Source organism: Streptomyces sp. NPDC026301, assembly GCF_055567935.1.
In genome coordinates this window covers 53,834-76,722 of record NZ_JBVHPN010000024.1, presented here as the reverse complement: position 1 = coordinate 76,722, position 22,889 = coordinate 53,834, and the positions used below count along the sequence as shown (strand labels likewise).

Below are 22,889 nucleotides of genomic sequence, written 5' to 3'. Positions count from 1 at the left end.
CGCCGGCCGACCCGCCCGGCCGACCCGTACGTACACATGCGACGGCGCCCGGTGTTCTTCTGGAGGGAAGGACCGGAAGAACACCGGGCGCCGCCGGACCGCGGAGGCGCGCGGCGATCGCCGCGCGCCGCTACTCGTCCCGGCCGTCGACGCCGAGGCCCGGGAGCAGGTCCGGGAGCAGCGGCGGGATCGTGACGTCGGGCTCGGCGGGGTGGTCGCTCTTGTGCCCGCCGTCGGAGGGGGAGGGGCTGTCCTTGGCGGGCGGGTCGAGCAGACCGCCGGTGTTCCCGCCGAGCAGGCCGTCCTCCTTGGAGGGGGACGAGGACGGGCGGGGCGTGGGGGAGTCGTGCTTCTTGCCGCTCGCGGACGGGCTGCCGGAGCGGGACGGCGCCGCCGAGTGGTCCTCGGCCGTGCTGCCCGAGGCGGACGGGGTGCCGTGCCCGGCGTCCTTGTCCGTCGCCTTCTTCGGCAGCAGCGGGCGCAGCGGCCCGACCTCCTCGTCTATGGCGTCGAAGACCGAGCTGACGTCCTGGGAGACGTCGGCGAGCTGCACCGGCAGCCGGTCGCGCAGCCGTGCCCAGCCCTCGCGGTGCGAGGCGGTGAAGGAGTCCAGCGCCTGGATGGCGCCGAGCGACCCGTCCCGCTCGTACGCGTCGTGCAGCAGGCGGTGGCCCGTGCCCGCGTCCTGGGTGACGCCCGCCAGCGACCTGCGCACCTCGGACAGGGTCTCGTGCTCCAGTGGCCCGGCCCTGAGCCGCTCCATCAGCCGGCGCGCCTCCTGCATCCGGCTGGACGCCTGGTCGAGGTAGAGCCGGCCGCGGTCGGAGTCGTCCTCGGCCATGCCGAGCTTGAGGTCCTCCATGCCGCGCTTGAGGCCGTAGAGCGAATCGCCGGGCAGCGCCTCGGAGCTCGCGGCGGCCACTCCGCTGAGCGCGCCGGCCGCCACGCCGAACGTCAGCCCGCCGGCGGCGAGCCTCCTGGACAGCCGGGACCGCGGGCGCAGCCGGCCGAGTGACTTGGCGGCGCGGTGCGCGCCTCGCACGCCGCGCTGCTGGGGCACCTTCGCGCCGTCGGAGGGTGCGCCGCCTTCGGCGAAAGCGGCCTCCATCGCGGCGATGAGCTGCGCGCGCTGGATCGTGCGCGCTTCCGGGTCCAGCGTGGGCTTGGGGAGCTCCCCCAGGCCGCCGGCGACTGCCAGCAGCCGTGCCGTTTCGGGCTCCGCCGGCTCCTGCCCCGGTGTGTCGATCTGCTCATCGGCCGCGCCCTGGAGGTCCTGGTCCTCCAGAGCCTGGGCGAAGGCGTGAGCCCGCCGGTGCGTCGATACGTTCGCGATCACGGGCGGCACCTCCTCTCATCATCCCGCTCGACTCCCCGGACTGGCTTGACGATCCAGCAGGGCCGGAAGGCTGCACGCCCTGCATGCAACCACTCGATCGAGTGAGCGGCTGCGGGCATGGCGTGTCCGCAGGGAGCCTGCATTCCGCACAACGAGCGGCGAGGTACTCGGGTTACGCCCTCACGATGATGTGACGGGCTGGTACCGCGTGATGGCTGAAAGTGATGGCCTGGTCAGGGCTTGGCGCCACAATAAGAGTGGTGTGGGGGACGGATGTTCGGGGAGAGCGCGGCGCGAAGGAGGGGATCGGACGTCGGCGGAGGGGTCAGCGGGCGTCGTCCGGCAGCAGCCGCGCGAGGGTCCGGACGGCGCGGTACTGGAGGGTCTTGATCGCTCCTTCGTTCTTGCCCATGACGCGGGCGGTCTCGGCGACCGACAGCCCTTGGAGGAACCGGAGCGTGACGCATTCCTGCTGTTGGGGGTTGAGTTTGCGGACGGCTTCGAGGAGGGCGGCGTTGGACAGGGATTCGAGGACCGAGTCCTCGGGGCTGCGCTCGACCTCGTTGGCGTCGAGCATCTCGCCCGTGGTCACCTCCAGGCGGAAGCGCGAGGACTTGAAGTGGTCGGCGACGAGGTTGCGCGCGATGGTCACCAGCCAGGCTCCGAAGTCCCGGCCCTGCCAGGTGAAGGTGCCGATCCGGCGCAGCGCGCGCAGGAACGTCTCACTGGTCAGGTCCTCGGCGGTGGCCCGGCCGCCGACGCGGTAGTAGATGTACCGGTAGACCGTGTCGGCGTACTGGTCGTAGAGGCGGCCGAACGCGTCGGCCTCGCCCGCCTGGGCGCGCTCGACGAGCTCCATCATGCGGCGGCTGTCGCTGTCGGCGGGGCGGCGGGCTGTGGTCGTGCCGCCGCGGCGCGTACGGCTGCCCGCGGACCGCGCGCCGACGGCGGTCCTGGCGTCCGCCAGGGCGTAGCAGGCGCTGGCGGGTCCTGCGGCAGGGGCGGGTGTGGCGAGGGCGGGGACGGCGTACGCGGTGGGGACAAAACTGCGCAGGTGGTCGACGAGCGTCGTACGCAGCGTAGCCAGGCCCGAGGCGTCAACCCCGACGTGTGGGTACACGGGACTCCCAGAGGCAGAGCTTCCATCACGTGCAGTGCGGGACCGTTCACCCGCGGTAGGGGCTTATGGGTTCCGGTTTGCGTCTGAGGAGAATAACGCTTCGTACAGGCAGCGCTACACCCAGTTGCTCAAATCGTCGATTCCGTCTGGTCTGTTACGTATTTCTGGTCGATCAAGTATCAGATGTTGAACAGGTATTGATCGGAAAGTGACGTGATCTGCCTGGTTGGAGGGCGTGTTGTGGCGCACCGGGCGTCGTGCGACTGAGCGCGGACCGGTGGGGTATGAAGAAGGTTTGCCCTGCACACAGCGGTACGCGTGTTCGTACGGGGCGCGTGGGAGCACCCTCAGGGGTGGCGCTGCGAAGGGCAGCGCGAAAAAACTGCCGCGCGCCGTCGATGTGATCATCGGTGGGCGGCGCGTTCCCCGCCCTTTCGGTGACGGTGTGTAACGCGTACCCCACCACTGGAAGTTGGGCGAGCTTCCGGTTATAAGGCCCTGCGGCTATCGGCGCCGGCGCTGCAGGGCCACCGCGGCCGCCGCGCCGCCCGCCACCGCGCCCACCCCGGCCGCCGCCGGAATGCCGATCTTGGCGGCCTTGCGGCCCGTCCGGTAGTCGCGCAGCCGCCAGCCCTGCTCGCGCGCGTGCTTGCGCAGCCGGGTGTCGGGGTTGATCGCGTAGGGGTGGCCGACGAGCGAGAGCATCGGGATGTCGTTGGCGGAGTCGCTGTACGCGGCGCAGCGCGACAGGTCCAGCCCCTCGGCCATGGCCAGCGCCCGTACGGCCTCGGCCTTGGCGGGCCCGTGCAGCGGCTCGCCGACCAGCTTGCCGGTGTAGACCCCGCCGACGGATTCGGCGACCGTGCCGAGCGCGCCGGTCAGGCCGAGCCGGCGGGCGATGATCGTGGCGGTCTCCACGGGGGCCGCGGTGACCAGCCAGACCTTCTGGCCCGCGTCCAGGTGGGCCTGGGCGAGCGCGCGGGTGCCGGGCCAGACGCGCTCGGCCATGTACTCGTCGTAGATCTCCTCGCCTATGGTCATCAGCTCGGAGACGCGGTGGCCCTTGACGATGGAGAGCGCGCTGTTGCGCACGTCCTCCATGTGCTCGGGGTTCTCCGAGCCGGCCAGCCGGAAGTACGCCTGCTGCCACACGAAGCGGGCGAGGTCGCGCTTGTGGAAGAAGTGCCGCTTGTAGAGGCCGCGCCCGAAGTGGTAGATCGCGGCGCCCTGCATGACGGTGTTGTCGAGGTCGAAGAAGGCGGCCGCTTTGTCGTCGCCGACGACCGGGAAGTCCGGCTCGGCGTCCTCGGCTTCGCTGTCGGCGGCCGCGGCGGCGGCTTCGGCGGCGGCCTGTGCCTCGGCTTCCTGGGAGCTCTTGCGGGCGGCCTCGGCCGCCGCCTCGCCGGCCAGCACGCTGCGCGCGGTGGCGGGGCGTCGGTGACGGGTGAACCACCCCGTCACAAGGGACGGAATGCCCGTGACGAGGGACGCACTGAAGGGGCTCGTGCCGGGGCGGTGCTCGGGCGACGGGTCGGCCATACGGCGAGCATAGCCAGTTTGTTCGGTGCCCCTGGTTACGCACGCATGTCAGGCAGGTACGGGGCTGCCGACGGTCGCGTTACGGCCACGCCGCGTGGCGTCGGCGCGCTCCGGCCACGGGCTCTGTGTACGCCTGTGTACGGCTCGCTGTGTGTGCCCTCAGGCGCCCAGCGCCTTGCGCAGCCGCTGCGGGTCGACGCGCCAGAAGTCGTGCTGCGCGCCGTCGACGAGGATGACCGGAATCTGCTCCCAGTATTTGCGGTAAAGCTCTTCGTCCTCGGTGATGTCCTGCTTCTCCCAGGCGGCGCCGGTCTCGGCGCAGACCGCCTCGATCACCTTCTGTGCGTCGTCGCACAAATGGCACCCCGGCTTGCCGATGAGCGTGACCGTGCGGTCGGCGGGGTTCTTGCGCGGGGTGCGGCGGAGGAGCGGGGCCATGCCGCCATTGTGCCCCTGCCGGGTCCGTCCGTACCCGTGCCACCAGGCCGAGAACGCTTATGACGGCCGTCACGAGCCTTCGGCGGAGGAGGTGGTTTCCCTTACCATCGATGGGCGATTCGGCGGTGTACGGGGGCAAAACGGCAAGGAGAGTGGCGGCGTGTTCCCGTTCACGTTCCTGCGTTATGCACGCGAAGCGTGTGAACGGAGTGACGCGGGATGCGGTTCCGCGAATTGCCGCAATAAGTGCGTGACACCGGTCACGTTGACGGGACAAAGCGGACACCATCTTTGTGCACGCGTTCACAAAGACATAGCCTGCTATCGACAGGGCGGTCTTGAGACATTTGGCCGTCCAAAGCCCCGCTCTACCCGCAGGAGCACCGTGGCAACTGGCCGAACTCACCGACCGGCGACCCGAAGCCGAGGGATCCCCGAGGCCACCGTCGCCCGGCTTCCGCTGTATCTGCGTGCGCTGACCGCGCTCTCCGAGCGTTCGGTCCCCACGGTCTCCTCCGAGGAGCTGGCCGCCGCTGCGGGGGTCAATTCCGCCAAGCTGCGCAAGGACTTCTCGTACCTGGGCTCCTACGGCACCCGTGGTGTGGGCTACGACGTGGAGTACCTCGTCTACCAGATCTCCCGGGAGCTCGGCCTCACGCAGGACTGGCCGGTTGTGATCGTCGGTATCGGTAACCTCGGCGCCGCGCTCGCCAACTACGGTGGCTTCGCCTCCCGCGGCTTCCGCGTCGCGGCCCTGATCGACGCCGACCCGGCCATGGCCGGCAAGCCCGTCGCGGGCATCGCCGTCCAGCACACCGACGAGCTCGAAAAGATCATCACCGACAACGGCGTCTCGATCGGCGTGATCGCGACCCCCGCGGGCGCGGCCCAGCAGGTCTGCGAGCGCCTCGTCGCCGCCGGTGTCACCTCCATCCTGAACTTCGCGCCGACCGTGCTGTCCGTCCCCGAAGGGGTCGACGTGCGCAAGGTCGACCTGTCGATAGAGCTGCAGATCCTCGCCTTCCACGAGCAGCGCAAGGCCGGCGAGGAGGCCAGCAGCCAGGACGCCGCACAGCCGGTGGCCCCGCCGGTCCGCGCGACGCGCACGGACGGCACCGACGCCGCCGATTCCGATGACGACCGCAAGGGACCCGACGGGGACGTACCCGCCGTGATGCCGGCATGAGCGTCCTCGTTGTCGGCCTTTCGCACCGCAGTGCACCGGTCAGCATCCTGGAGCGGGCCGCACTGGCCCCCGACTCCCGCGGCAAGCTGCTGCAGGACGTCATCTCGGCCGAGCCCGCCGCCGAGTCGGCCGTGCTCTCCACCTGCAACCGCATCGAGCTCTACGCCGACGTGGACAAGTTCCACGCCGGTGTCGCCGAGCTGTCCACGCTGCTCGCCCAGCACAGCGGTGTCAGCCTGGACGAGCTCACGCCGTACCTCTACGTCCACTACGAGGACCGCGCCGTCCACCACCTGCTGTCCGTGGCCTGCGGCCTGGACTCCATGGTCGTCGGCGAGGGCCAGATCCTCGGCCAGATCAAGGACGCGCTCGCCCTCGCGCAGGACCAGCACACCGCAGGGCGGCTGCTGAACGACCTCTTCCAGCAGGCCCTGCGGGTCGGCAAGCGTGCGCACAGCGAGACCGGCATCGACAAGGCCGGCCAGTCCCTGGTCACCTTCGGCCTGGAGCAGCTGGCGGGCGCGGCCGGCGGTCACGACGCGCACTGCGTCCTCGTCGACGACGCCGTACCGGACGCCACCGCCCCGCTCGGCACCCCGGGCGTGGACGCCTGGGCCCGCGGCAAGCGCGCCCTGGTGATCGGCGCGGGCTCGATGTCCTCGCTGGCCGCGGCCACCCTCGCGCGCTCGGGCGTCAGCGAACTGGCCGTCGCCAACCGCACCCTGGAGCGCGCCGAGCGCCTCACCGAGATCCTCACCGAGCCGGGCAGCCCCGGGCGCGCGCACGGCCTGGTGGCCCGCGCCGTCCCGATGTCCGAGGTACCGGCCGAGCTGGCCGCCGCCGACATCGCGATCTCGTGTACGGGGGCGACCGGGCTCGTCCTCACCGGCGAGGCGGTCGCGGCGGCCGCCGAGGGCCGTAAGGACCGGGAACTGGCCCTGCTCGACCTGGCGATGCCGCGCGACATCGACGGCGCGGCCCACCGGATCGAGGGCGTGCACCTCGTCGACATCGAATCCCTGGCCGACGCGTCCGCCGACGCCCCCATGGCGTCCGACGTGGACCAGGTGCGCACCATCGTGTCCGAGGAGGTCGCGGCCTTCGGCGCGGCCCAGCGCGCCGCGACGATCACCCCGACCGTGGTCGCCTTGCGCACCATGGCCGCCGACGTGGTCGCCGCCGAGATCGCGCGGCTGGACGGCCGCCTGCCCGACCTGGACGACAAGCAGCGCGCGGAGATCAACCAGACCGTGCGCCGGGTCGTCGACAAGCTTCTGCACGCGCCCACCGTGCGGGTCAAGCAGCTCGCCAGCGAGCCCGGCGGCGCCGGGTACGCCGACGCGCTGACCAAACTCTTCGACCTCGACCCCCAGACGGTCGCCGCCGTCAGCCGGGCCGACACGCGCGCGGACAGGCACGACACAGCACGGGAGCAGCGCTCATGACGCATCACGCATTGCGACTCGGCACACGGCGCAGCAAACTCGCCATGGCCCAGTCCGGACTCGTCGCCGAGGCGGTCCGCCAGGTCACCGGGCGGCCCGTCGAGCTGGTGGAGATCACCACGTACGGCGATGTCTCGCGCGAGCACCTGGCGCAGATCGGCGGTACGGGCGTCTTTGTCTCGGCGCTGCGCGACGCGCTGCTCGCCGACGAGATCGACTTCGCCGTCCACTCGCTCAAGGACCTGCCGACCGCGCAGCCCGAGGGGCTGACCCTCGCCGCGATACCGGTCCGCGAGGACTCCCGGGACGCGCTGATAGCCCGCGACGGCCTGACGTTCGAGCAGCTCCCCGACGGGGCGCGGGTCGGTACCGGCTCGCCGCGCCGCATGGCGCAGCTGAACGCCTGGGCGCGGTCGCTGGGCCGGCGCATCGAGACCGTGCCGATCCGCGGCAACATCGACACCCGCATCGGGTACGTCGAGAACGGCGAGCTGGACGCGGTCGTACTGGCCGCTGCCGGGCTCAACCGCCTCGGCCGCATCGGCGAGGCGACGGAGCTCCTCTCGCCGGACGTAGTTTTGCCCGCCCCCGGCCAGGGGGCACTGGCGGTGGAGTGCGCCGCGAACCACGAGCACCTCGCCGCCCGGCTCGCCGAGCTCGACGACCCGTTGACCCGGGCCGCCGTGACCGCCGAGCGTTCCCTGCTCGCCGCCCTGGAGGCCGGCTGCTCCGCACCTGTGGGTGCGCTGGCCGATTTCCAGGCCGGCGAACGGGCTGTCACCGAAATGCGCCTGCGTGGCGTCGTCGGCACGACCGACGGCAGCACGCTGGTGCAGCTGTCCACCACCGGACACGTACCCACCTCCCGCGACGACGTTTCTGTACCGGCGACCATGGGCCGTGAGCTCGCCGCCGAGATGCTCGCCAAGGGTGCGGCCGGTCTTATGGGGGAGCGAGCACTTTGAACCCCACCGCCCCAAACCACCCCGCCGCCGGCCAGGTCACCTTCCTCGGTGCCGGGCCGGGAGATCCGGGCCTGCTCACACTGCGCGCCGTTGAGGCGCTGTCCCACGCGGACGTGCTGATCGCAGACCCGCAGGTGCTCGACGTCGTCCGCACGCATGCCCGGGCGAACGTGGACACACCGCTGCAGGCCGCAGCTGACGAGGCGTCAATCCCCGCCGATGTGCCCACGCTTCGGGACACGACCAATCTTGTCATGGGGGCCGCACGCACCGGCAAGCGGGTCGTGCGTGCCGTGTCCGGAGACCCCGGCCTGGACGCCAATGTCGCCGAGGAGATGCTGGCCTGCGCCTCCGAGGGCATCGGCTTCGAGGTCGTGCCGGGCATCGCCGCGGCGGTCGGCGTGCCGGCCTACGCCGGCGTGCCGCTGCGCGACGCGCAGGGCACGGACGTCCGCTTCGTGGACGCCCGTACGGCCGACGACCGCTGCTGGTCCGAGGTCGGCGCCAGCGACGCCACCGCGGTCGTCTCCACCACCCTCGACTCGGTGGCCGCTGCCGCCGGCGAACTGGTCGCGGCGGGCCGCAAGCCCGACACCCCGCTGACCGTCACCATCGCCGGTACGACCACCAAGCAGCGCACCTGGACCGCCACCCTCGGCACCATCGCGCAGACGCTGAAGGCCGCCAAGGTGCTGCCCTCGGCGGACGGCGGCCAGCCGGTCATAGCCGTGGTCGGCGAGCGCAGCGCCGCCGCGCAGCGGGACCAGCTCTCCTGGTTCGAGTCCAAGCCGCTGTTCGGCTGGAAGGTGCTCGTGCCGCGGACGAAGGAGCAGGCCGCCTCGCTCTCCGACCAGCTCGTCTCGTACGGCGCCGTGCCGCACGAGGTCCCGACGATCGCCGTCGAGCCGCCGCGCACGCCGCAGCAGATGGAGCGCGCGGTCAAGGGCCTGGTCACCGGGCGGTACGAGTGGATCGCCTTCACCTCCGTCAACGCGGTGAAGGCCGTCCGCGAGAAGTTCGAGGAGTACGGCCTGGACGCGCGCGCCTTCGCGGGCATCAAGGTCGCGGCCGTCGGCGAGCAGACCGCCAAGGCGCTCATCGCCTTCGGCGTGAAGCCGGACCTGGTCCCGAGCGGTGAGCAGTCCGCCGCCGGTCTCCTGGAGGACTGGCCGCCGTACGACCCGGTCTTCGACCCGATCGACCGCGTCTTCCTCCCCCGCGCCGACATCGCCACCGAGACCCTGGTGGCGGGCCTGATCGACCTGGGCTGGGAGGTCGACGACGTCACGGCCTACCGGACCGTACGGGCGTCCCCGCCGCCCGCCACGACCCGCGAGGCGATCAAGGGCGGCGGCTTCGACGCGGTACTTTTCACCTCGTCTTCGACGGTGCGGAACCTCGTCGGCATCGCCGGCAAGCCGCACAACGTGACCGTGATCGCCTGTATCGGCCCGGCCACCGCGAAGACCGCCGAGGAGCACGGGCTGCGCGTGGACGTCATGTCGCCCGAACCCTCGGTGCACAAGTTGGCCGAAGCGCTCGCGGACTTCGGAACGGCCCGGCGTGCCGCCGCGGTCGAGGCCGGTGACCCGGTCACCCGTCCGAGCGAGCGCCGTCCCGGATCGCGCAGGAGGGCCCGCAGTTGAGCACGTTGAGCACCAGCACCTCGTACGGACGTTTCCCTGGTGCGCGGCCCCGCCGGCTGCGCACCACGCCCGCCATGCGCCGCATGGTCGCCGAGACCCGTCTCCACCCGGCGGACCTGATCCTCCCCGCGTTCGTCCGCGAGGGGATCTCCGAGCCGGTGCCGATCGGCTCGATGCCGGGCGTCGTCCAGCACACCCGCGACACCCTGCGGAAGGCCGCCGCCGAAGCGGTCGCCGCGGGCGTCTCCGGGATCATGCTCTTCGGCGTCCCCGAGGAGTCCAAGAAGGACGCCGCGGGCACGGTGGGCACGGACCCGGACGGCATCCTCCAGCAGGCGCTCCGGGACGTACGCTCCGAGGTCGGCGACGACCTGGTGATCATGTCGGACCTCTGCCTGGACGAGTTCACCGACCACGGCCACTGTGGCGTCCTGACGCCGGACGGCCGGGTCGACAACGACGCCACGCTGGAGCGGTACGCGGAGATGGCCCGCGTCCAGGCCGACGCGGGCGCCCACACGGTCGCCCCCAGCGGCATGATGGACGGCCAGGTCCGCGTGATCCGCGAGGCGCTGGACGGCGCGGGCCACGCGGATGTCTCGATCCTCGCCTACACAGCGAAGTACGCCTCGGCCTTCTACGGCCCGTTCCGCGAAGCGGTGGGTTCTTCGCTGAAGGGCGACCGCAAGACCTACCAGCAGGACGGCGCCAACGCCCGCGAATCGCTGCGCGAGCTGGCCCTCGACCTCGAAGAGGGCGCGGACATGGTCATGGTCAAGCCGGCCATGCCGTACCTCGACATCCTGCGGGATGTCGCGGAGTCGGTGGACGTACCGGTCGCGGCGTACCAGATCTCCGGCGAGTACTCGATGATCGAAGCCGCGGCGGAAAAGGGCTGGATCGACCGCGACGCGGCGATTCTGGAGTCCCTGACCGGCATCAAGCGCGCGGGAGCCCAGAACATCCTGACGTACTGGGCGACGGAGGTCGCGCGCCGTCTCTGACCGCGCGCGCTGCGTTCTCTGTGAGCCCTCGCCGTCCTCTGGACGCGGGGGCTCACGGCTTTTCGCAGATCAGGCGTGCTGCGGTACCTCGTCCTTCAGGAAGGACCTGATCTGATCCCGGAGCTCCGGGCTGTCCGTGTGTCCGTGCACGGACACCGCGTGCTCAGCGGCAGCACGGACCACTTCGTCCTCTTCACCTGAGATGGCAAGGGTGCAGTTCATCTCGCTTGGGGCATCCCGGCAGTCGACCATCTTGCGCATGACACCACCTCTTTTCACACCTCAAGTGTCCTCCGCGGCTTAAGCAGCAGCAAACGCAGCAAACGCGGCCCAGGCCTCCGGCGTGACCGCGAGCTGGGGCCCGTCGGGGTCTTTGGAGTCGCGGATGTGGATGGTGGTGGGCGTGGTGGCGACCTCGACGCAGGCGCCACCTTCGCTGCCGCTGTAGCTGGACTTGAACCACTTCAGTGCGGCGTTCATAGGTCTCCTAGCAACCGGTCCAACAGGCCTTTGCTTTCCCTGGGGTTGAGGGCCTGTGCTCGCAGCATCGCATACTTCATGGTCAGGATGCTGACCTCGTCCGGGTGGGAGACGAATTGGCTGCCGCGTTGCGTTTCGGCGTAGGCGAGGTGCTGGTGGTCGGGGGTCTCCAGGAGGATGAATGGGCCGTCGAGAGCGGCGTGGGCGTCGACGCCAAACGGCATGATCTGGAGCGACAGACCGGGCAGATCGGCGCATTGGCGCAAGTGCCGTAGCTGTTCCGCGTAGACGCTGTCGCCGCCGAGCCGGTCCATCAGCATGGCCTCGGAGATGACGAAGCTGGTCACAGGTGGCTGCTTCCGCTTGAGGATTTCCTGGCGCTCGATGCGTGCCGCGACCTGCTTGTCGATCTCCTCTTCGCTGAGGATGGGCACCCTGCTGCGGAAGACGGCCTGGGCGTACCGCGGGGTCTGGAGCAGGCCCGGAACCACGAGGATCTCGTACCAGGAAAGGCTGATCGCTTCCCGTTCGTGATCCATGTACTCCGCCGCCCACACCGGGAATTTCTCGATCTCCGGCATGTACTCGACGGCCACCGACAGGACACCCCGCGTCCCCAACTCCAAGTCGATCCGATCGGCGAGATCCGGCTTCAACGGGCGCCGGCCCTGCTCGATCGACGCGATCGTCTCCTCGCCGACGTTCAGGCGGTCGCTCAGTTCCCGCTGCGTGAGGCCGGACAGGCGGCGGAACAGGGCCAGTTGGGCGCCAACGAGGCGCAGCGTTGTCGCGCTCTTCCTGCGACTGGGATGATTCCGGGGCTGCATGGGGACCCACTCCCACCATTTTCCGGGCGTCACGCGCGCGGGACCCGTACAGCGAATCTGTACGGGCTGACGGACTGCTCCAGCGTAGTTACGGAGAGCAACCTGTGCGGCGTGAATGAGGATCTTTTCCGGGAGCGGTTCTACTCGCGTGACCGCAGGTCCGTGCCCGCCGCGCGGGAGTTCGCGCGCCGCGCCTTCGACGACTGGGGGCTGGGGGCGCGTACCGATGATGCGTTGCTGTGCGTGAGCGAGCTGGCGACCAATGCCGTGCGGCACGGCGTACCCCCGGGGCGCGGGTTCCTGCTCCGGCTCTACCGGTCCGGAGAGGGCGGCCCCGTACGGATCGAGGTGCACGACTCGGGCCCTGGCCGCCCACGCGTCGCCGACCCGGCGGAGGCCGGGGCCGAGCGGGGGCGCGGCCTCCTCCTCGTCGAGGCCGTCGCAGACAAGTGGGGCGTCGCGGAGCGGGACCCCGGCAAGATCGCCTGGTGCGAGCTGGACGCGGCGGTGGCCGCCACCCCCGTGGGGTGACGGCCACCGGACGGTGTGCGGGTCGGCTAGAGCCGCTCGGGCGTCCGGATGCCCAGGAGGGACATGCCCCGGTGGAGCGTGCGGGCGGTGAGGTCGCAGAGGAAGAGGCGGTTTTCGACGACCTCCGCCGGGTTGTCGTCGCTCAGCACGTGGCACTGGTCGTAGAAGGTCGTGTACAGGGACGCGAGCTGGTAGAGGTACGCCGTGAGCTTGTGGGGGGCGTACTCGGCCGCGGCCTCGAAGACCGTGTCGCCGAAGGCGTCCAGGTGCAGGCCCAGCGCCCGCTCCGCCGGGGCGAGCGCCAGCTCCGCGTGCGCGGCCGGCTTCGCGTCGCCGGCCTTGCGGAGGATGGACTTGATGCGGGCGTGCGCGTACTGGATGTACACGGACGTGTCGCCGTTGAGGGAGACCATCTGGTCGAGGTCGAACTTGTAGTCACGGCTGGGCGACGTGGACAGGTCCGCGTACTTCACCGCGCCGATGCCGACCTGCGCGGCCCGCTCCTGGATCTCGTCCTCGGTGAGGTCCCGGGCCTTCTCGCGCACGACCTCGGCGGCGCGCTGCACCGCCTCGTCCAGCAGGTCCTCAAGGCGTACGGTCTCGCCCCCACGCGTCTTGAACGGCTTGCCGTCCGCGCCGAGCACCGTGCCGTAGGCCATGTTGTGCGCGGCGACGTCGTCGCTCAGCCAGCCCGCGCGCCGCGCCGTCTCGAAGACCATCTTGAAGTGCAGCGACTGGCGCACGTCCACGACGTACAGGAGCGACGTCGCCCGCAGGTCGAGCACGCGGTTCCGGATCGCGGACAGGTCGGAGGCGGCGTAGCCGAAGCCGCCGTCCGCCTTCTGCACGATCAGCGGGACCGGCTTGTCGTCCTTGCCCTTGATGTCGTCGAAGAAGACGACGAGGGCGCCCTCGGAGCGGACCGCGACGCCGGACTCCTCCAGGAGCCGGGCCGTCTCGGCCATCATGTCGTTGTACGCGGACTCGCCGACGATCTCCTCGTCGCGGATGTCCATGTCCAGCTTCTCGAAGACGGAGTAGAAGTAGACCTTCGACTCGTCCACGAACCGCTGCCAGAGGTCCAGGGTCTCCTTGTCGCCGGACTGGAGGGCGACGACCCGCTTGCGGGCGCGCTCCTTGAAGTCCTCGTCCGCGTCGAAGACCGCGCGCGAGGCCTTGTAGATCCGGTTGAGGTTCGACATGGCCTGCTCGCCGTCGACCTCGTCGGCCGGGGCCAGCTCGCCGGGGTGCTCGATCAGGTACTGGATGAGCATGCCGAACTGGGTGCCCCAGTCGCCGATGTGGTGCCGGCCGATCGTCTGCTCGCCGGTGAAGTCGAGCATGCCGCGCAGCGCGTCGCCGATCACCGCGGAGCGCAGGTGGCCGACGTGCATCTCCTTCGCCACGTTCGGCTGGGCGTAGTCGACGACCGTGACGCCCGGCTCGTCCTTCACAGGCACGCCGAGGCGGTCGCCGTCGGCGGCCCGCGCGGCCAGCGTCTGCACGATGGCCGTGTCGGTGAGCGTGACGTTGAGGAAGCCGGGCCCGGAGACCTCGATGTCCTTGATCAGCTCGGGGGCCGTGATCCGCTCGACGACCTGCGAGGCCAGCTCCCGCGGGTTCCCCTTGAGCTTCTTCGCGAGCGCCAGCATTCCGTTGGCCTGGAAGTCGGCCCGGTCACTTCGGCGCAGCAGCGGGTCGGCGGCGCCGGCCTCCGGCAGGGCTGCCGAGAGGGCGTCGGAGACGCGCTGGTTGACCGTAGCGGCGAGAGAAGGGACCGAAGCCATGGAGTGCTGCCGTTCCGTCGGAGTGGTGAGCGGGAAAGGGTTTGCCAGTCAGTATCCCACGGCGCTTCCATGGGTTTTTCGTCTGGGAGAATGGAACGGCCAGGTTCATGAGTACGGGCCCGGCGACCAAGCGAAGCGCAGAGGATCAAGAGGAAGGGCCGACCGTGGCTCAGAGCACCGAGACAGCCGACTGGGTCTCCCGCTATGCGGATGAGGTCATCGCCGAGTCGGAGCGTCGCGCGCCTGGCAAACCGGTCGTGGTCGCCTCCGGCCTGTCCCCCTCCGGCCCGATCCACCTCGGCAACCTCCGCGAGGTCATGACCCCGCACCTGGTCGCGGACGAGATCCGCCGCCGGGGCCTGGAGTGCGTGCACATCCTGTCCTGGGACGACTACGACCGGTACCGCAAGGTGCCCGCCGGCATCCCCGGCGTCGACGAGTCCTGGTCGGAGCACATCGGCAAGCCGCTGACCGCCGTGCCGGCGCCGCCCGGCAGCGCGTACGGCAGCTGGGCCGAGCACTTCAAGGCCGCCATGGAGCAGTCCCTGGCCGAGCTGGGCGTGGAGTACAAGGGCATCAGCCAGACCGCGCAGTACACCTCGGGCGCGTACCGCGAGCAGATCCTGCACGCCATGAAGCACCGCGGCGGGATCGACGGCATCCTCGAGCAGTACCGCACCAAGCCGAAGGCCGGGCCGAAGAAGTCGCAGAAGCCGGTCGACGAGGCGGAGCTGGAGGCAGCCGAGGGCTCTGGCGCTGCGGCCGAGGACGACGGCAGCGCGGGCGGCGCCGGGTACTTCCCGTACAAGCCGTACTGCACGGTCTGCAACAAGGACCTCACCACGGTCACGTCCTACGACGACGAGACCACGGAGCTGGCGTACGAGTGCACCGCCTGCGGGCACCGCGAGACCGTGGCGCTGAACGAGTTCGACCACGGCAAGCTGGTGTGGAAGGTCGACTGGCCGATGCGCTGGGCGTTCGAGGGCGTGATCTTCGAGCCCAGCGGCGTGGACCACTCCTCGCCGGGCTCGTCCTTCGTCGTCGGCGGCCAGATCGTGCGCGAGATCTTCGCGGGCGCGCAGCCCATCGGTCCGATGTACGCCTTCGTCGGCATCAGCGGCATGGCGAAGATGTCCTCCTCCAAGGGCGGCGTGCCCACCCCGGCCGACGCGCTGGAGATCATGGAGGCGCCGCTGCTGCGCTGGCTGTACGCGCGCCGCAAGCCCAACCAGTCGTTCAAGATCGCCTTCGACCAGGAGATCCAGCGGCTGTACGACGAGTGGGACAAGCTGGAGTCCAAGGTCGCCGACGGGTCGGTGCTGCCGGCCGACGCGGCCGCGTACACCCGCGCGGTGCGCACCGCCGCCGGTGACCTGCCGCGCACGCCGCGCCCGCTGCCGTACCGCACGCTCGCCTCGGTCGTGGACGTCACGGCCGGCCACGACGAGCAGACCCTCCGGATCCTGACCGAGCTGGACCCGGAGAAGCCGGTCACCTCGCTGGACGAGGTCCGGCCGCGGCTGGACCGCGCCGAGCACTGGATCACCCACCAGGTGCCGGCCGAGCAGCGCACGATCGTCCGCGACGAGCCGGACACCGAGCTGCTGGCGTCCCTGGACGACCAGGCGCGCGAGTCGCTCCGGCTGCTGCTGGACGGGCTGGACGAGCACTGGTCGCTCGACGGCCTGACGCACCTGGTCTACGGCGTGCCGAAGGTCCAGGCGGGCTTCTCCGCCGACGCCACGGCGAAGGAACTGCCGCCGGAGATCAAGGTCGCCCAGCGGACGTTCTTCGCGCTGCTGTACCGCCTGCTGGTCAGCCGCGAGACCGGCCCGCGCCTGCCCACCCTGCTCCTCGCCGTCGGCGCGGACCGGGTGCGCAAGCTGCTGGGCGCGTAAGCGGTCACCGCACTCCGTCAGGGGCCCGGGCGCGCACGGCGCGGCCGGGCCCCTGGTCATGCTCAGGCGATGTGCTCGCTCTCCATCTCCTGACGGAAGCGCGCGCGGAAGTCGCGTACGTACGTCCGCAGGTAGTTCTCGCTGAGCGAGCCGGTGCCGTCCCGGCCCGTGACGCCGTAGTTGTTGAGCAGGTAGCGCGCGAACTGGTGGGCGTCCGGGAAGGTCCCGTCCTTCTCCGTCACGTACGAGCGGAACGCGACGTAGAACTGCTCGTCGCGGGAGAGTCCCTCGGGGAGCGCCTCGACGGGCGGCTCCGGCGCGTCGTACACGGGCTCGGGTTCGGGAGCCGCGGGCTCGGCGTACGGAAGCGGGGACCCCGATCCACCGAGCGGACGGCTGCGTCCGGGGGCCACGGGAACGGTGATCGCGGGGGCGGTCTCCGGGTCCGGTACCGGGTCGATCGCGGGGACCGGATCGACCGGATCGACCGGGGCGACCGGGGCGACCGGCTCGGTCGGCGTGGGATGCTCCCGGGCCACCGGGTGCTCCCGGGCCGTCGCGTCCAGCTCCGGGCGTACCGGCTCGCGGACCACCTCGCCTACGGGAGCGATCCCCGCCGCCGTGAGGCCGGCCGGGGCGGTCTCCGCGAGCGGTACCCCGTAACGCGCCAGCCGCAGCGGCATCAGCGACTCCACCGGTGCCTTGCGCCGCCACGCGCGCCCGTACCGGGACCGCAGCCGCGCCTGGTACACCAGCCGGTCCTGCTCCAGCTTGATCACCTGCTCGTACGAGCGCAGCTCCCACAGCTTCATCCGGCGCCACAGCCGGAAGGTCGAGGGGAAGGCGAGGAGCCAGCGGGAGAGCCGGACGCCCTCCATGTGCTTGTCGGCGGTGAGGTCGGCGATCCGGCCGACCGCGTGCCGCGCGGCCTCGACGGAGACGACGAAGAGGACCGGGATCACCGCGTGCATGCCGACGCCGAGCGGGTCGGGCCAGGCCGCCGCGCCGTTGAAGGCGATCGTCGCGGCCGTCAGCAGCCAGGCGGTCTGGCGCAGCAGCGGGAAGGGGATCCGGATCCAGGTCAGCAGCAGGTCCAGCGCCAGGAGGACGACGATCCCCGCGTCGATGCCGATGGGGAAGACGTACGAGAAGGAGCCGAAGCCCTTCTTCTCGGCGAGGGCGCGGACCGCCGAGTACGAACCGGCGAAGCCGATCGCGGCGATCACCATCGCGCCCGCGACGACCACGCCGATCAGTATTCGGTGCGTACGACTCAAACGCATCGCGGCCACCCGCGATCCCTCCCCGCACTCGGCTGACTGGCGCGCCTAGCCTGGCACACCCGTCGAGCCGGGTGCCGGGAGGGACGCAGGCGTTACCCGAGTGGTACGCCCGCGTGCGGATATGTGCTTACTTGTTCGCCTGGGCGATCGCGTTGGCGGCCTGCTTCGCGGCCTCCTGCGCGTCCGCCAGCATCTCCTTGTCGTCCGGGCTCTTCGCGCCGGCCAGGCCCGCACCGTTGAAGTTGATGGTGACCACGGCGTTGGCGGTACGGGCGACGACCGTCTGGTTCTTGAAGTCGTTGCCGTCCTTCTTCAGGTCGTACGTGATCGTGGTCGCCTGGTCGCCGATGCCCTTGGCGGGCTCGCTCTTGACGTTCTTGGCGTCCTTGGTGCTCTTGGCCGCGTCGACCTGCTTGTTGTAGAAGCCGGTCGCCCGCTTGTCGCCGGAGCCCAGCGCGGGGTCGGAGTCGTAACGCTGCAGGTTGACGGCGAGCCAGCGGAACTGCGTGCCGTTGATGCCGCCCTTGCCCTGCCGCTCCTCGCTGCTCCAGGTGCAGGTGCCGTGCGCGGAGGTGTCGCTGCTCTTCCCCTCCTCGCCGCTCTCGTCCTTCACGGCGGGCAGCATCTTCTTGACGCGGTCCTTCGTGATGGCCTTGCAGGGGTCGGGGAGCTTCTTGAACTTGCCCGGCGCCACCTTGGGCGAGGAGCTCGGGGCCGCGGACTTCGAGGCGGTGTCGCCGCCCGAGCCCTTGTCCGAGTCGTCGGAGCAGCCGGCGACGAGCATCACCGGTACGGCTGCGCAGGCGAGGTAGCTGGCGAGTCGCTTGGCTGAACGGTGCATGGTTCCTTCGCTGTTCGTCGTCGTGCGAGCGGCCGTTCCGCGCGCAGGGCCCGGGTGGCCCCTGCGTCGCACGGTACGCGGCGGACGGGTGCCGGTCGCCGATTCGTGTCGTTACTCGCCGACGGTAACCGGTCAATCCGACCGTAACCGGTCATTCGGTCCAGTGCGCGGCCAGCTCGGCGGCCAGCGTCTGGGCCTTTTCCTGCAGCTCGCGGCGGTCGGGGAGGACGGAGCTGCCGGTGGACCACTGGTCGTACTCGATGGTGACGATCACATTCGAGGACCGGAAGACGACCGTGACGTCGCGGTGCAGGCCGGAGTCGGCGGTGACCAGCGCGTCGTCCAGGAAGGCCGCGTCGCCGAGGTCGCCGAGCGGACGCGGCGCGAGGCTCGCGGTGTCGTCGGGGGAACCGGAGCCGGGGGAGCCGGAGGGGTCGGGAGAGCCGGACGAGCTGGGGGACCCGGGGGAATCGGGGGAGTCGCCTTCGGCCGTACGGGTGCCGGAGCCCTTGCCGGGGGTGTTTCCGGCGGTCTCGGACGTGTCGGCCTTCTGGTGGCCGGGCGCGCCGGCGGACGGGTGGGCCGAGGGATCGGCGACGGGGCCCTCCCCGCCGGAGGGGCGGGTGCCGCTGTCGGCGGTGCCCTTACCGGAACCGGTGCCGGTGCCGTTACCAGTACCGCTGCCGCCGCCGGTGCTCTTGCTGTCCTTGCTCCCCTTGCTGTCCTTGCTCGTGGACGGGGTGGGGGTGTGGGCCGGCGGGGTGTTCGCCGTGTCGCCCGGGATGTGGGCCGCGAGCTGCTTCTTCGCGTACAGCTCCTGCGCCTTGTCGTCGTCGCTGACGGAGCCGTCGTACGACACCACGCGCTGCAGGTCGATGTTCAGGTGGCGGGTGCCCTCGGAGGTCTCCCGCTTCCAGTGGCAGCCGACCCGGCGGTCGGTGTCGAAGGTGATGTCGGCCCGGCCGCGGTAGATCTTGTCGGCCTCCGCGCGGGTCTCCGGGCTGCCGTCGGTGGGCAGCAGATTGCGCAGCATGCTCCGGCCGGGCAGTCCGCACGGCTCGGGGAGCGAGTCGAACTTGCCCGGCTCGGCGACGGGCGCCGACGAGGTGCTGTCACCGCCCTTGGCGTCCTCGGCCCCCGTATCGGTTTCCGAGCTGCCGGAGCAGCTGGTGAGCATGGTGGCCAGCGCCACGGCAGCCGCCACCGCGGCCCCTCGTACGGACGACCTTCGCTGCACCGTCACCGGCTCCTTCCGTACGAAATCCGGTTGCCGCTGAGCAGCGGCTGATGGACACAATGTCTACCGCACGCATCGCCGAACCCGCCGGTCCGTTGTCGCTGATCGGGTGCAATATCCAGCTTTTGCGTTTTTACCGCTGTGCGCCTTTTGCTGCCTTTTAGCGGTGTTTGCCGTTGTCTATCTCATCGGGGGAACGAGGAAGTCATGTCGTACGTGGAAGTGCCCGGCGCGCAGGTCCCGATCCGCATGTGGGCCGACCCGGCCACGGTCGAGGGTGCCGCGCTGCAGCAGCTGCGCAATGTGGCGACGCTGCCGTGGATCAAGGGCCTCGCCGTGATGCCGGACGTGCATTACGGCAAGGGCGCCACGGTCGGGTCGGTCATCGCCATGCACGGCGCGGTCTGCCCGGCGGCGGTCGGCGTCGACATCGGCTGCGGCATGTCCGCGGTCAAGACCTCACTGACGGCGAACGACCTGCCCGGCGACCTCTCCCGCCTCCGCTCGAAGATCGAGGAGGCCATCCCGGTGGGGCGCGGCATGCACGACGATGCCGTGGACCCGGGCCGGCTGCACGGCTACGGGACGGCCGGCTGGGCCGACTTCTGGTCCCGCTTCGACGGCATCGCCGAAGCGGTCAAGTTCCGCCAGGAGCGGGCGACGAAGCAGATGGGAACGCTCGGTTCGGGCAACCACTTCATCGAGTTCTGCCTGGACGAGGACGGCGCCGTCTGGCTGATGCTGCACTCCGGCTCCCGGAACATCGGCAAGGAGCTCGCCGACTTCCACATCGGCGAGGCCCAGAAGCTGCCGCACAACCAGGGCCTGGTCGACCGCGACCTCGCCGTCTTCATCGCGGACACCCCGCAGATGGCGGCGTACCGCAACGACCTGTTCTGGGCGCAGGAGTACGCCAAGCACAACCGCGCGATCATGATGGCCCTCTTCCAGGACGTCGTCCGCAAGGAATTCAAGAAGGCCCGGCCCACCTTCGACCCGGTGATCTCCTGCCACCACAACTACGTGGCGGAGGAGCGGTACGAGGGCATGGACCTGCTGGTCACGCGGAAGGGCGCGATCCGGGCCGGGAGCGGGGACTACGGGATCATTCCCGGCTCGATGGGCACGGGCTCGTACATCGTGAAGGGCCTCGGGAACGAGAAGTCCTTCAACTCCGCCTCGCACGGCGCGGGCCGGAAGATGAGCCGCAACGCCGCGAAGAAGCGCTTCTCCACGAAGGACCTGGAGGAGCAGACGCGGGGCGTGGAGTGCCGGAAGGACTCCGGCGTCGTGGACGAGATCCCCGGCGCGTACAAGCCCATCGAAAAGGTCATCGACCAGCAGCGCGACCTGGTCCAGGTCGTCGCCAAGCTCAAGCAGGTGGTGTGCGTGAAGGGCTGAGCGTAAATCGCTGTCAGGACACACCGTTGCCTGAGGCGGGTGGCCTGGGGTCTCGCGCTGTGCGTGTCGCAGGTTGGCCACTTGGGGGGCGACTGTGCACTAGGCCAAGATGCGCGGGCCCGCAACTGGAGTAACACTCGAATAGCGGTGTTATTTCATCGCGGGATCTGTCCCGAGAAGGCCATTATGAAAAAGATCTTTGCGGCCGTGGCTGTGGCCGGGGCGCTGGCGGGTGCAGCTGCCTGCGGCAGTTCAGCTTCTAACGGGGGGAATCCATCAGGGGGCGCTTCGACGGAGAAGTCATCCCAAGCTCCGTCGAAGGCGCCGTCCGGCACAATTAGGGGGGACGGCGAGTACGAAGTGGGCAAGGACATCAAGCCGGGCACCTACAAAACAGCCGGCCCGTCCGACAAGGACTTGCCGAACTGCTACTGGGAACGCGCCAAGGACGCGAAGGGCGAGATAACCTCGATCATCGCGAATGGCAACCCAAGCGGCCAGTCTGTCGTGAACATCAGCGCCTCGGACAAGCTGTTCAAAACGCAGGGTTGCCAGGACTGGGTGAAGGTCGGCTAACGCTGACCGAGCGAGACAAAAATGGCGAGTGGGGCATCCCTGGCTCCATAGGCGCCGAGTTCTACATCGTCCGTGGGCTAGGCAATGCCAAGTCCTTCAAATCCGCCTCGCACGGTGCGGGCCGGAAGATGAGCCGCAACGCCGCGAAGAAGAGCTTCTCCACCAAGGACCTGGAGGAGCAGACGCGGGGCGTGGAGTGCCGTAAGGACTCGGGCGTCGTGGACGAGATCCCCGGCGCGTACAAGCCCATCGAAAAGGTCATCGACCAGCAGCGCGACCTGGTCCAGGTCGTCGCCAAGCTCAAGCAGGTGGTGTGCGTGAAGGGCTGACGCGTGGCCGCTCATCCGGAGAACGAGTTCCGGGCCGACGTCGGTCCGGAACGTTCTCCTCTGAGCCCGCGCCGAGGAGCAGGCTCACCCGCTGCCGTCCGGTGCTACTGCTCCAGCACGCAGAACGTGTACGCCGTCCAGGTGGCCGTGGCTGGCTCCTGCTCCGCGCTGGAAGGGTGCTGCGGGTGATCGGCGATCCACGTCCATGCGGCCCACGTCCCGCGTCACTGTCCGGTGGTGCCAGGCGTTTGCACGCCCGCCCTGGGGCGCGTCATCCGCCCGCGGTGTCCTCGGCCTCCCAGCGCAGCAGGTCGCCCGGCTGGCACTTGAGCACCTCGCAGAGCGCGGCGAGCGTCGCGAAGCGCACCGCCTTGGCGCGGCCGTTCTTGAGTACCGCCAGGTTGGCGGGAGTGATCCCTATACGGTCCGCGAGCTCGCCCACGGACATCTTTCGCCTGGCCAGCATCACGTCGATGTCGACGGCGATCGGCATCAGATCACCTCGTCCAACTCGGCCCGCATCCGCGACGCTTCGACGTCGCGCGCGACGGCCTGGGCGAGCAGCGTCCGCAGCACGAGCACGAGGAGCGCGACGCCCAGGATGGCCACGCCAACCCCGCCCATGATGACGGTGACGCCCGGGTCGGCCCGCTGGCCCGGCGCATTGAGGGCCGTGACCGCGAACCACAGGAGGGCGGCCGCCACGATCGCGCCGATCACGACGTCCACGTACCGGAAGGCGGTGTGGGAGAACACGGTTCCGCGTCGCACCATCGTCACCAGCCGCCATACGCAGACCAGGGCGACCTGGACCGACACCATGCCCAGGATCGTGATCACGCGCAGCGGGGTCAGCGGGAGCGACCCGTCCTCCGGGTCGCTCCCGCTGACCAACGCCCACATCATCGATGCCTGTACGAACACGGTGCCGGCGAGCACCACGACGAGCACGGCGCGCAGCGCAACCACTGTCAGCTTTCCCATGGCTCATCCTCCCATCGAATTACGATGGGAATC

22 protein-coding genes and 1 pseudogene are annotated in these 22,889 nt (G+C 70.2%); 10 read left to right on the top strand and 13 right to left on the bottom strand.

Annotation, left to right across the window (positions count from 1 at the left end; all coding sequences use genetic code 11):
* Nucleotides 1-130: 130 nt before the first annotated feature.
* From ACZ4MH_RS31090 to ACZ4MH_RS31075, 4 genes are all read right to left on the bottom strand, one after another.
* Complete coding sequence (locus ACZ4MH_RS31090; protein ID WP_351595220.1) at nt 131-1,336, bottom strand: DUF5667 domain-containing protein; 1,206 nt, start codon at nt 1,334-1,336, stop codon at nt 131-133.
* A 325-nt stretch (nt 1,337-1,661) separates the two neighbouring features.
* Entirely contained in the window at nt 1,662-2,456 is a 795-nt protein-coding gene (locus ACZ4MH_RS31085; protein WP_351595217.1) for an ECF subfamily RNA polymerase sigma factor, BldN family, read from the bottom strand.
* Nucleotides 2,457-2,960: 504 nt separating this feature from the next.
* On the bottom strand, nt 2,961-3,869 hold the full coding sequence (locus ACZ4MH_RS31080) for an HAD family hydrolase (protein WP_467754802.1): 909 nt from the start codon (nt 3,867-3,869) through the stop codon (nt 2,961-2,963).
* A 285-nt stretch (nt 3,870-4,154) separates the two neighbouring features.
* Nucleotides 4,155-4,433, bottom strand: coding sequence for a glutaredoxin family protein (locus tag ACZ4MH_RS31075; RefSeq protein WP_351595211.1), 279 nt, complete (start codon nt 4,431-4,433; stop codon nt 4,155-4,157).
* A gap of 385 nt (nt 4,434-4,818) precedes the next feature.
* On the opposite strand from ACZ4MH_RS31075, the gene ACZ4MH_RS31070 reads away from it, so the two are divergent.
* The 5 genes from ACZ4MH_RS31070 to hemB are packed head-to-tail and all read left to right on the top strand — an operon-like array spanning nt 4,819 to nt 10,679.
* Nucleotides 4,819-5,619 (top strand): redox-sensing transcriptional repressor Rex, encoded by an 801-nt coding sequence (locus ACZ4MH_RS31070; RefSeq protein ID WP_351595208.1) that lies wholly within the window; start codon nt 4,819-4,821, stop codon nt 5,617-5,619.
* Nucleotides 5,616-7,064 carry a glutamyl-tRNA reductase gene (locus ACZ4MH_RS31065; RefSeq protein WP_351595205.1) on the top strand — a complete coding sequence of 483 codons (1,449 nt, stop codon included), beginning with the start codon at nt 5,616-5,618 and terminating at the stop codon, nt 7,062-7,064. Before ACZ4MH_RS31070 ends, ACZ4MH_RS31065 begins: the two co-directional genes overlap by 4 nt.
* Nucleotides 7,061-8,029: a hydroxymethylbilane synthase gene (hemC, locus tag ACZ4MH_RS31060; RefSeq protein WP_467754801.1), complete on the top strand. Its 969-nt coding sequence runs from the start codon at nt 7,061-7,063 to the stop codon at nt 8,027-8,029. Before ACZ4MH_RS31065 ends, hemC begins: the two co-directional genes overlap by 4 nt.
* Nucleotides 8,026-9,675 carry a bifunctional uroporphyrinogen-III C-methyltransferase/uroporphyrinogen-III synthase gene (locus ACZ4MH_RS31055; protein ID WP_351595199.1) on the top strand — a complete coding sequence of 550 codons (1,650 nt, stop codon included), beginning with the start codon at nt 8,026-8,028 and terminating at the stop codon, nt 9,673-9,675. Before hemC ends, ACZ4MH_RS31055 begins: the two co-directional genes overlap by 4 nt.
* A gap of 5 nt (nt 9,676-9,680) precedes the next feature.
* On the top strand, nt 9,681-10,679 hold the full coding sequence (hemB, locus tag ACZ4MH_RS31050; protein ID WP_351595250.1) for a porphobilinogen synthase: 999 nt from the start codon (nt 9,681-9,683) through the stop codon (nt 10,677-10,679).
* Nucleotides 10,680-10,748: 69 nt separating this feature from the next.
* Here the strand turns inward: hemB and ACZ4MH_RS31045 are convergent, their stop codons facing one another.
* The 3 genes from ACZ4MH_RS31045 to ACZ4MH_RS31035 are packed head-to-tail and all read right to left on the bottom strand — an operon-like array spanning nt 10,749 to nt 11,986.
* On the bottom strand, nt 10,749-10,940 hold the full coding sequence (locus tag ACZ4MH_RS31045) for a DUF1059 domain-containing protein (RefSeq protein WP_351595196.1): 192 nt from the start codon (nt 10,938-10,940) through the stop codon (nt 10,749-10,751).
* 39 nt (nt 10,941-10,979) lie between these two features.
* Nucleotides 10,980-11,159 (bottom strand): DUF397 domain-containing protein, encoded by a 180-nt coding sequence (locus tag ACZ4MH_RS31040; RefSeq protein WP_351595193.1) that lies wholly within the window; start codon nt 11,157-11,159, stop codon nt 10,980-10,982.
* On the bottom strand, nt 11,156-11,986 hold the full coding sequence (locus tag ACZ4MH_RS31035) for a helix-turn-helix domain-containing protein (RefSeq protein WP_351595190.1): 831 nt from the start codon (nt 11,984-11,986) through the stop codon (nt 11,156-11,158). Before ACZ4MH_RS31035 ends, ACZ4MH_RS31040 begins: the two co-directional genes overlap by 4 nt.
* A gap of 111 nt (nt 11,987-12,097) precedes the next feature.
* Here ACZ4MH_RS31035 and ACZ4MH_RS31030 point away from each other — a divergent pair, with 111 nt between their 5' ends.
* Nucleotides 12,098-12,517, top strand: a complete 420-nt coding sequence (locus ACZ4MH_RS31030) for an ATP-binding protein (protein WP_351595187.1) — start codon at nt 12,098-12,100, stop codon at nt 12,515-12,517.
* A 26-nt stretch (nt 12,518-12,543) separates the two neighbouring features.
* Here the strand turns inward: ACZ4MH_RS31030 and argS are convergent, their stop codons facing one another.
* On the bottom strand, nt 12,544-14,304 hold the full coding sequence (gene argS / locus ACZ4MH_RS31025) for an arginine--tRNA ligase (RefSeq protein ID WP_351595184.1): 1,761 nt from the start codon (nt 14,302-14,304) through the stop codon (nt 12,544-12,546).
* A gap of 107 nt (nt 14,305-14,411) precedes the next feature.
* Here argS and lysS point away from each other — a divergent pair, with 107 nt between their 5' ends.
* On the top strand, nt 14,412-16,205 hold the full coding sequence (gene lysS / locus ACZ4MH_RS31020; protein ID WP_351595181.1) for a lysine--tRNA ligase: 1,794 nt from the start codon (nt 14,412-14,414) through the stop codon (nt 16,203-16,205).
* 62 nt (nt 16,206-16,267) lie between these two features.
* Here the strand turns inward: lysS and ACZ4MH_RS31015 are convergent, their stop codons facing one another.
* The 3 genes from ACZ4MH_RS31015 to ACZ4MH_RS31005 form a co-directional block, all read right to left on the bottom strand.
* Nucleotides 16,268-17,488 (bottom strand): DUF2637 domain-containing protein, encoded by a 1,221-nt coding sequence (locus ACZ4MH_RS31015; RefSeq protein ID WP_351595247.1) that lies wholly within the window; start codon nt 17,486-17,488, stop codon nt 16,268-16,270.
* Nucleotides 17,489-17,615: 127 nt separating this feature from the next.
* Nucleotides 17,616-18,329 carry a DUF3558 family protein gene (locus ACZ4MH_RS31010; protein ID WP_351595178.1) on the bottom strand — a complete coding sequence of 238 codons (714 nt, stop codon included), beginning with the start codon at nt 18,327-18,329 and terminating at the stop codon, nt 17,616-17,618.
* 151 nt (nt 18,330-18,480) lie between these two features.
* Complete coding sequence (locus ACZ4MH_RS31005) at nt 18,481-19,566, bottom strand: hypothetical protein (RefSeq protein WP_351595175.1); 1,086 nt, start codon at nt 19,564-19,566, stop codon at nt 18,481-18,483.
* Between the two features lie 207 nt (nt 19,567-19,773).
* On the opposite strand from ACZ4MH_RS31005, the gene ACZ4MH_RS31000 reads away from it, so the two are divergent.
* The 3 genes and pseudogenes from ACZ4MH_RS31000 to ACZ4MH_RS30990 all read left to right on the top strand — a co-directional run.
* Nucleotides 19,774-20,967, top strand: coding sequence for an RtcB family protein (locus tag ACZ4MH_RS31000; protein WP_351595172.1), 1,194 nt, complete (start codon nt 19,774-19,776; stop codon nt 20,965-20,967).
* Between the two features lie 360 nt (nt 20,968-21,327).
* A complete protein-coding gene (locus ACZ4MH_RS30995; RefSeq protein ID WP_351595169.1) occupies nt 21,328-21,543 on the top strand; it encodes a hypothetical protein in 216 nt (71 codons plus the stop codon).
* Nucleotides 21,544-21,554: 11 nt separating this feature from the next.
* Nucleotides 21,555-21,872, top strand: a pseudogene (locus tag ACZ4MH_RS30990) (RtcB family protein); the annotation flags it as partial.
* Nucleotides 21,873-22,143: 271 nt separating this feature from the next.
* On the opposite strand, the gene ACZ4MH_RS30985 reads toward ACZ4MH_RS30990, so the two are convergent.
* Nucleotides 22,144-22,365, bottom strand: coding sequence for a helix-turn-helix domain-containing protein (locus ACZ4MH_RS30985; protein WP_351595166.1), 222 nt, complete (start codon nt 22,363-22,365; stop codon nt 22,144-22,146).
* Nucleotides 22,365-22,856 (bottom strand): DUF2975 domain-containing protein, encoded by a 492-nt coding sequence (locus ACZ4MH_RS30980; RefSeq protein WP_351595163.1) that lies wholly within the window; start codon nt 22,854-22,856, stop codon nt 22,365-22,367. The genes ACZ4MH_RS30985 and ACZ4MH_RS30980 overlap by 1 nt, the downstream gene beginning before the upstream one ends.
* Nucleotides 22,857-22,889: the final 33 nt, after the last annotated feature.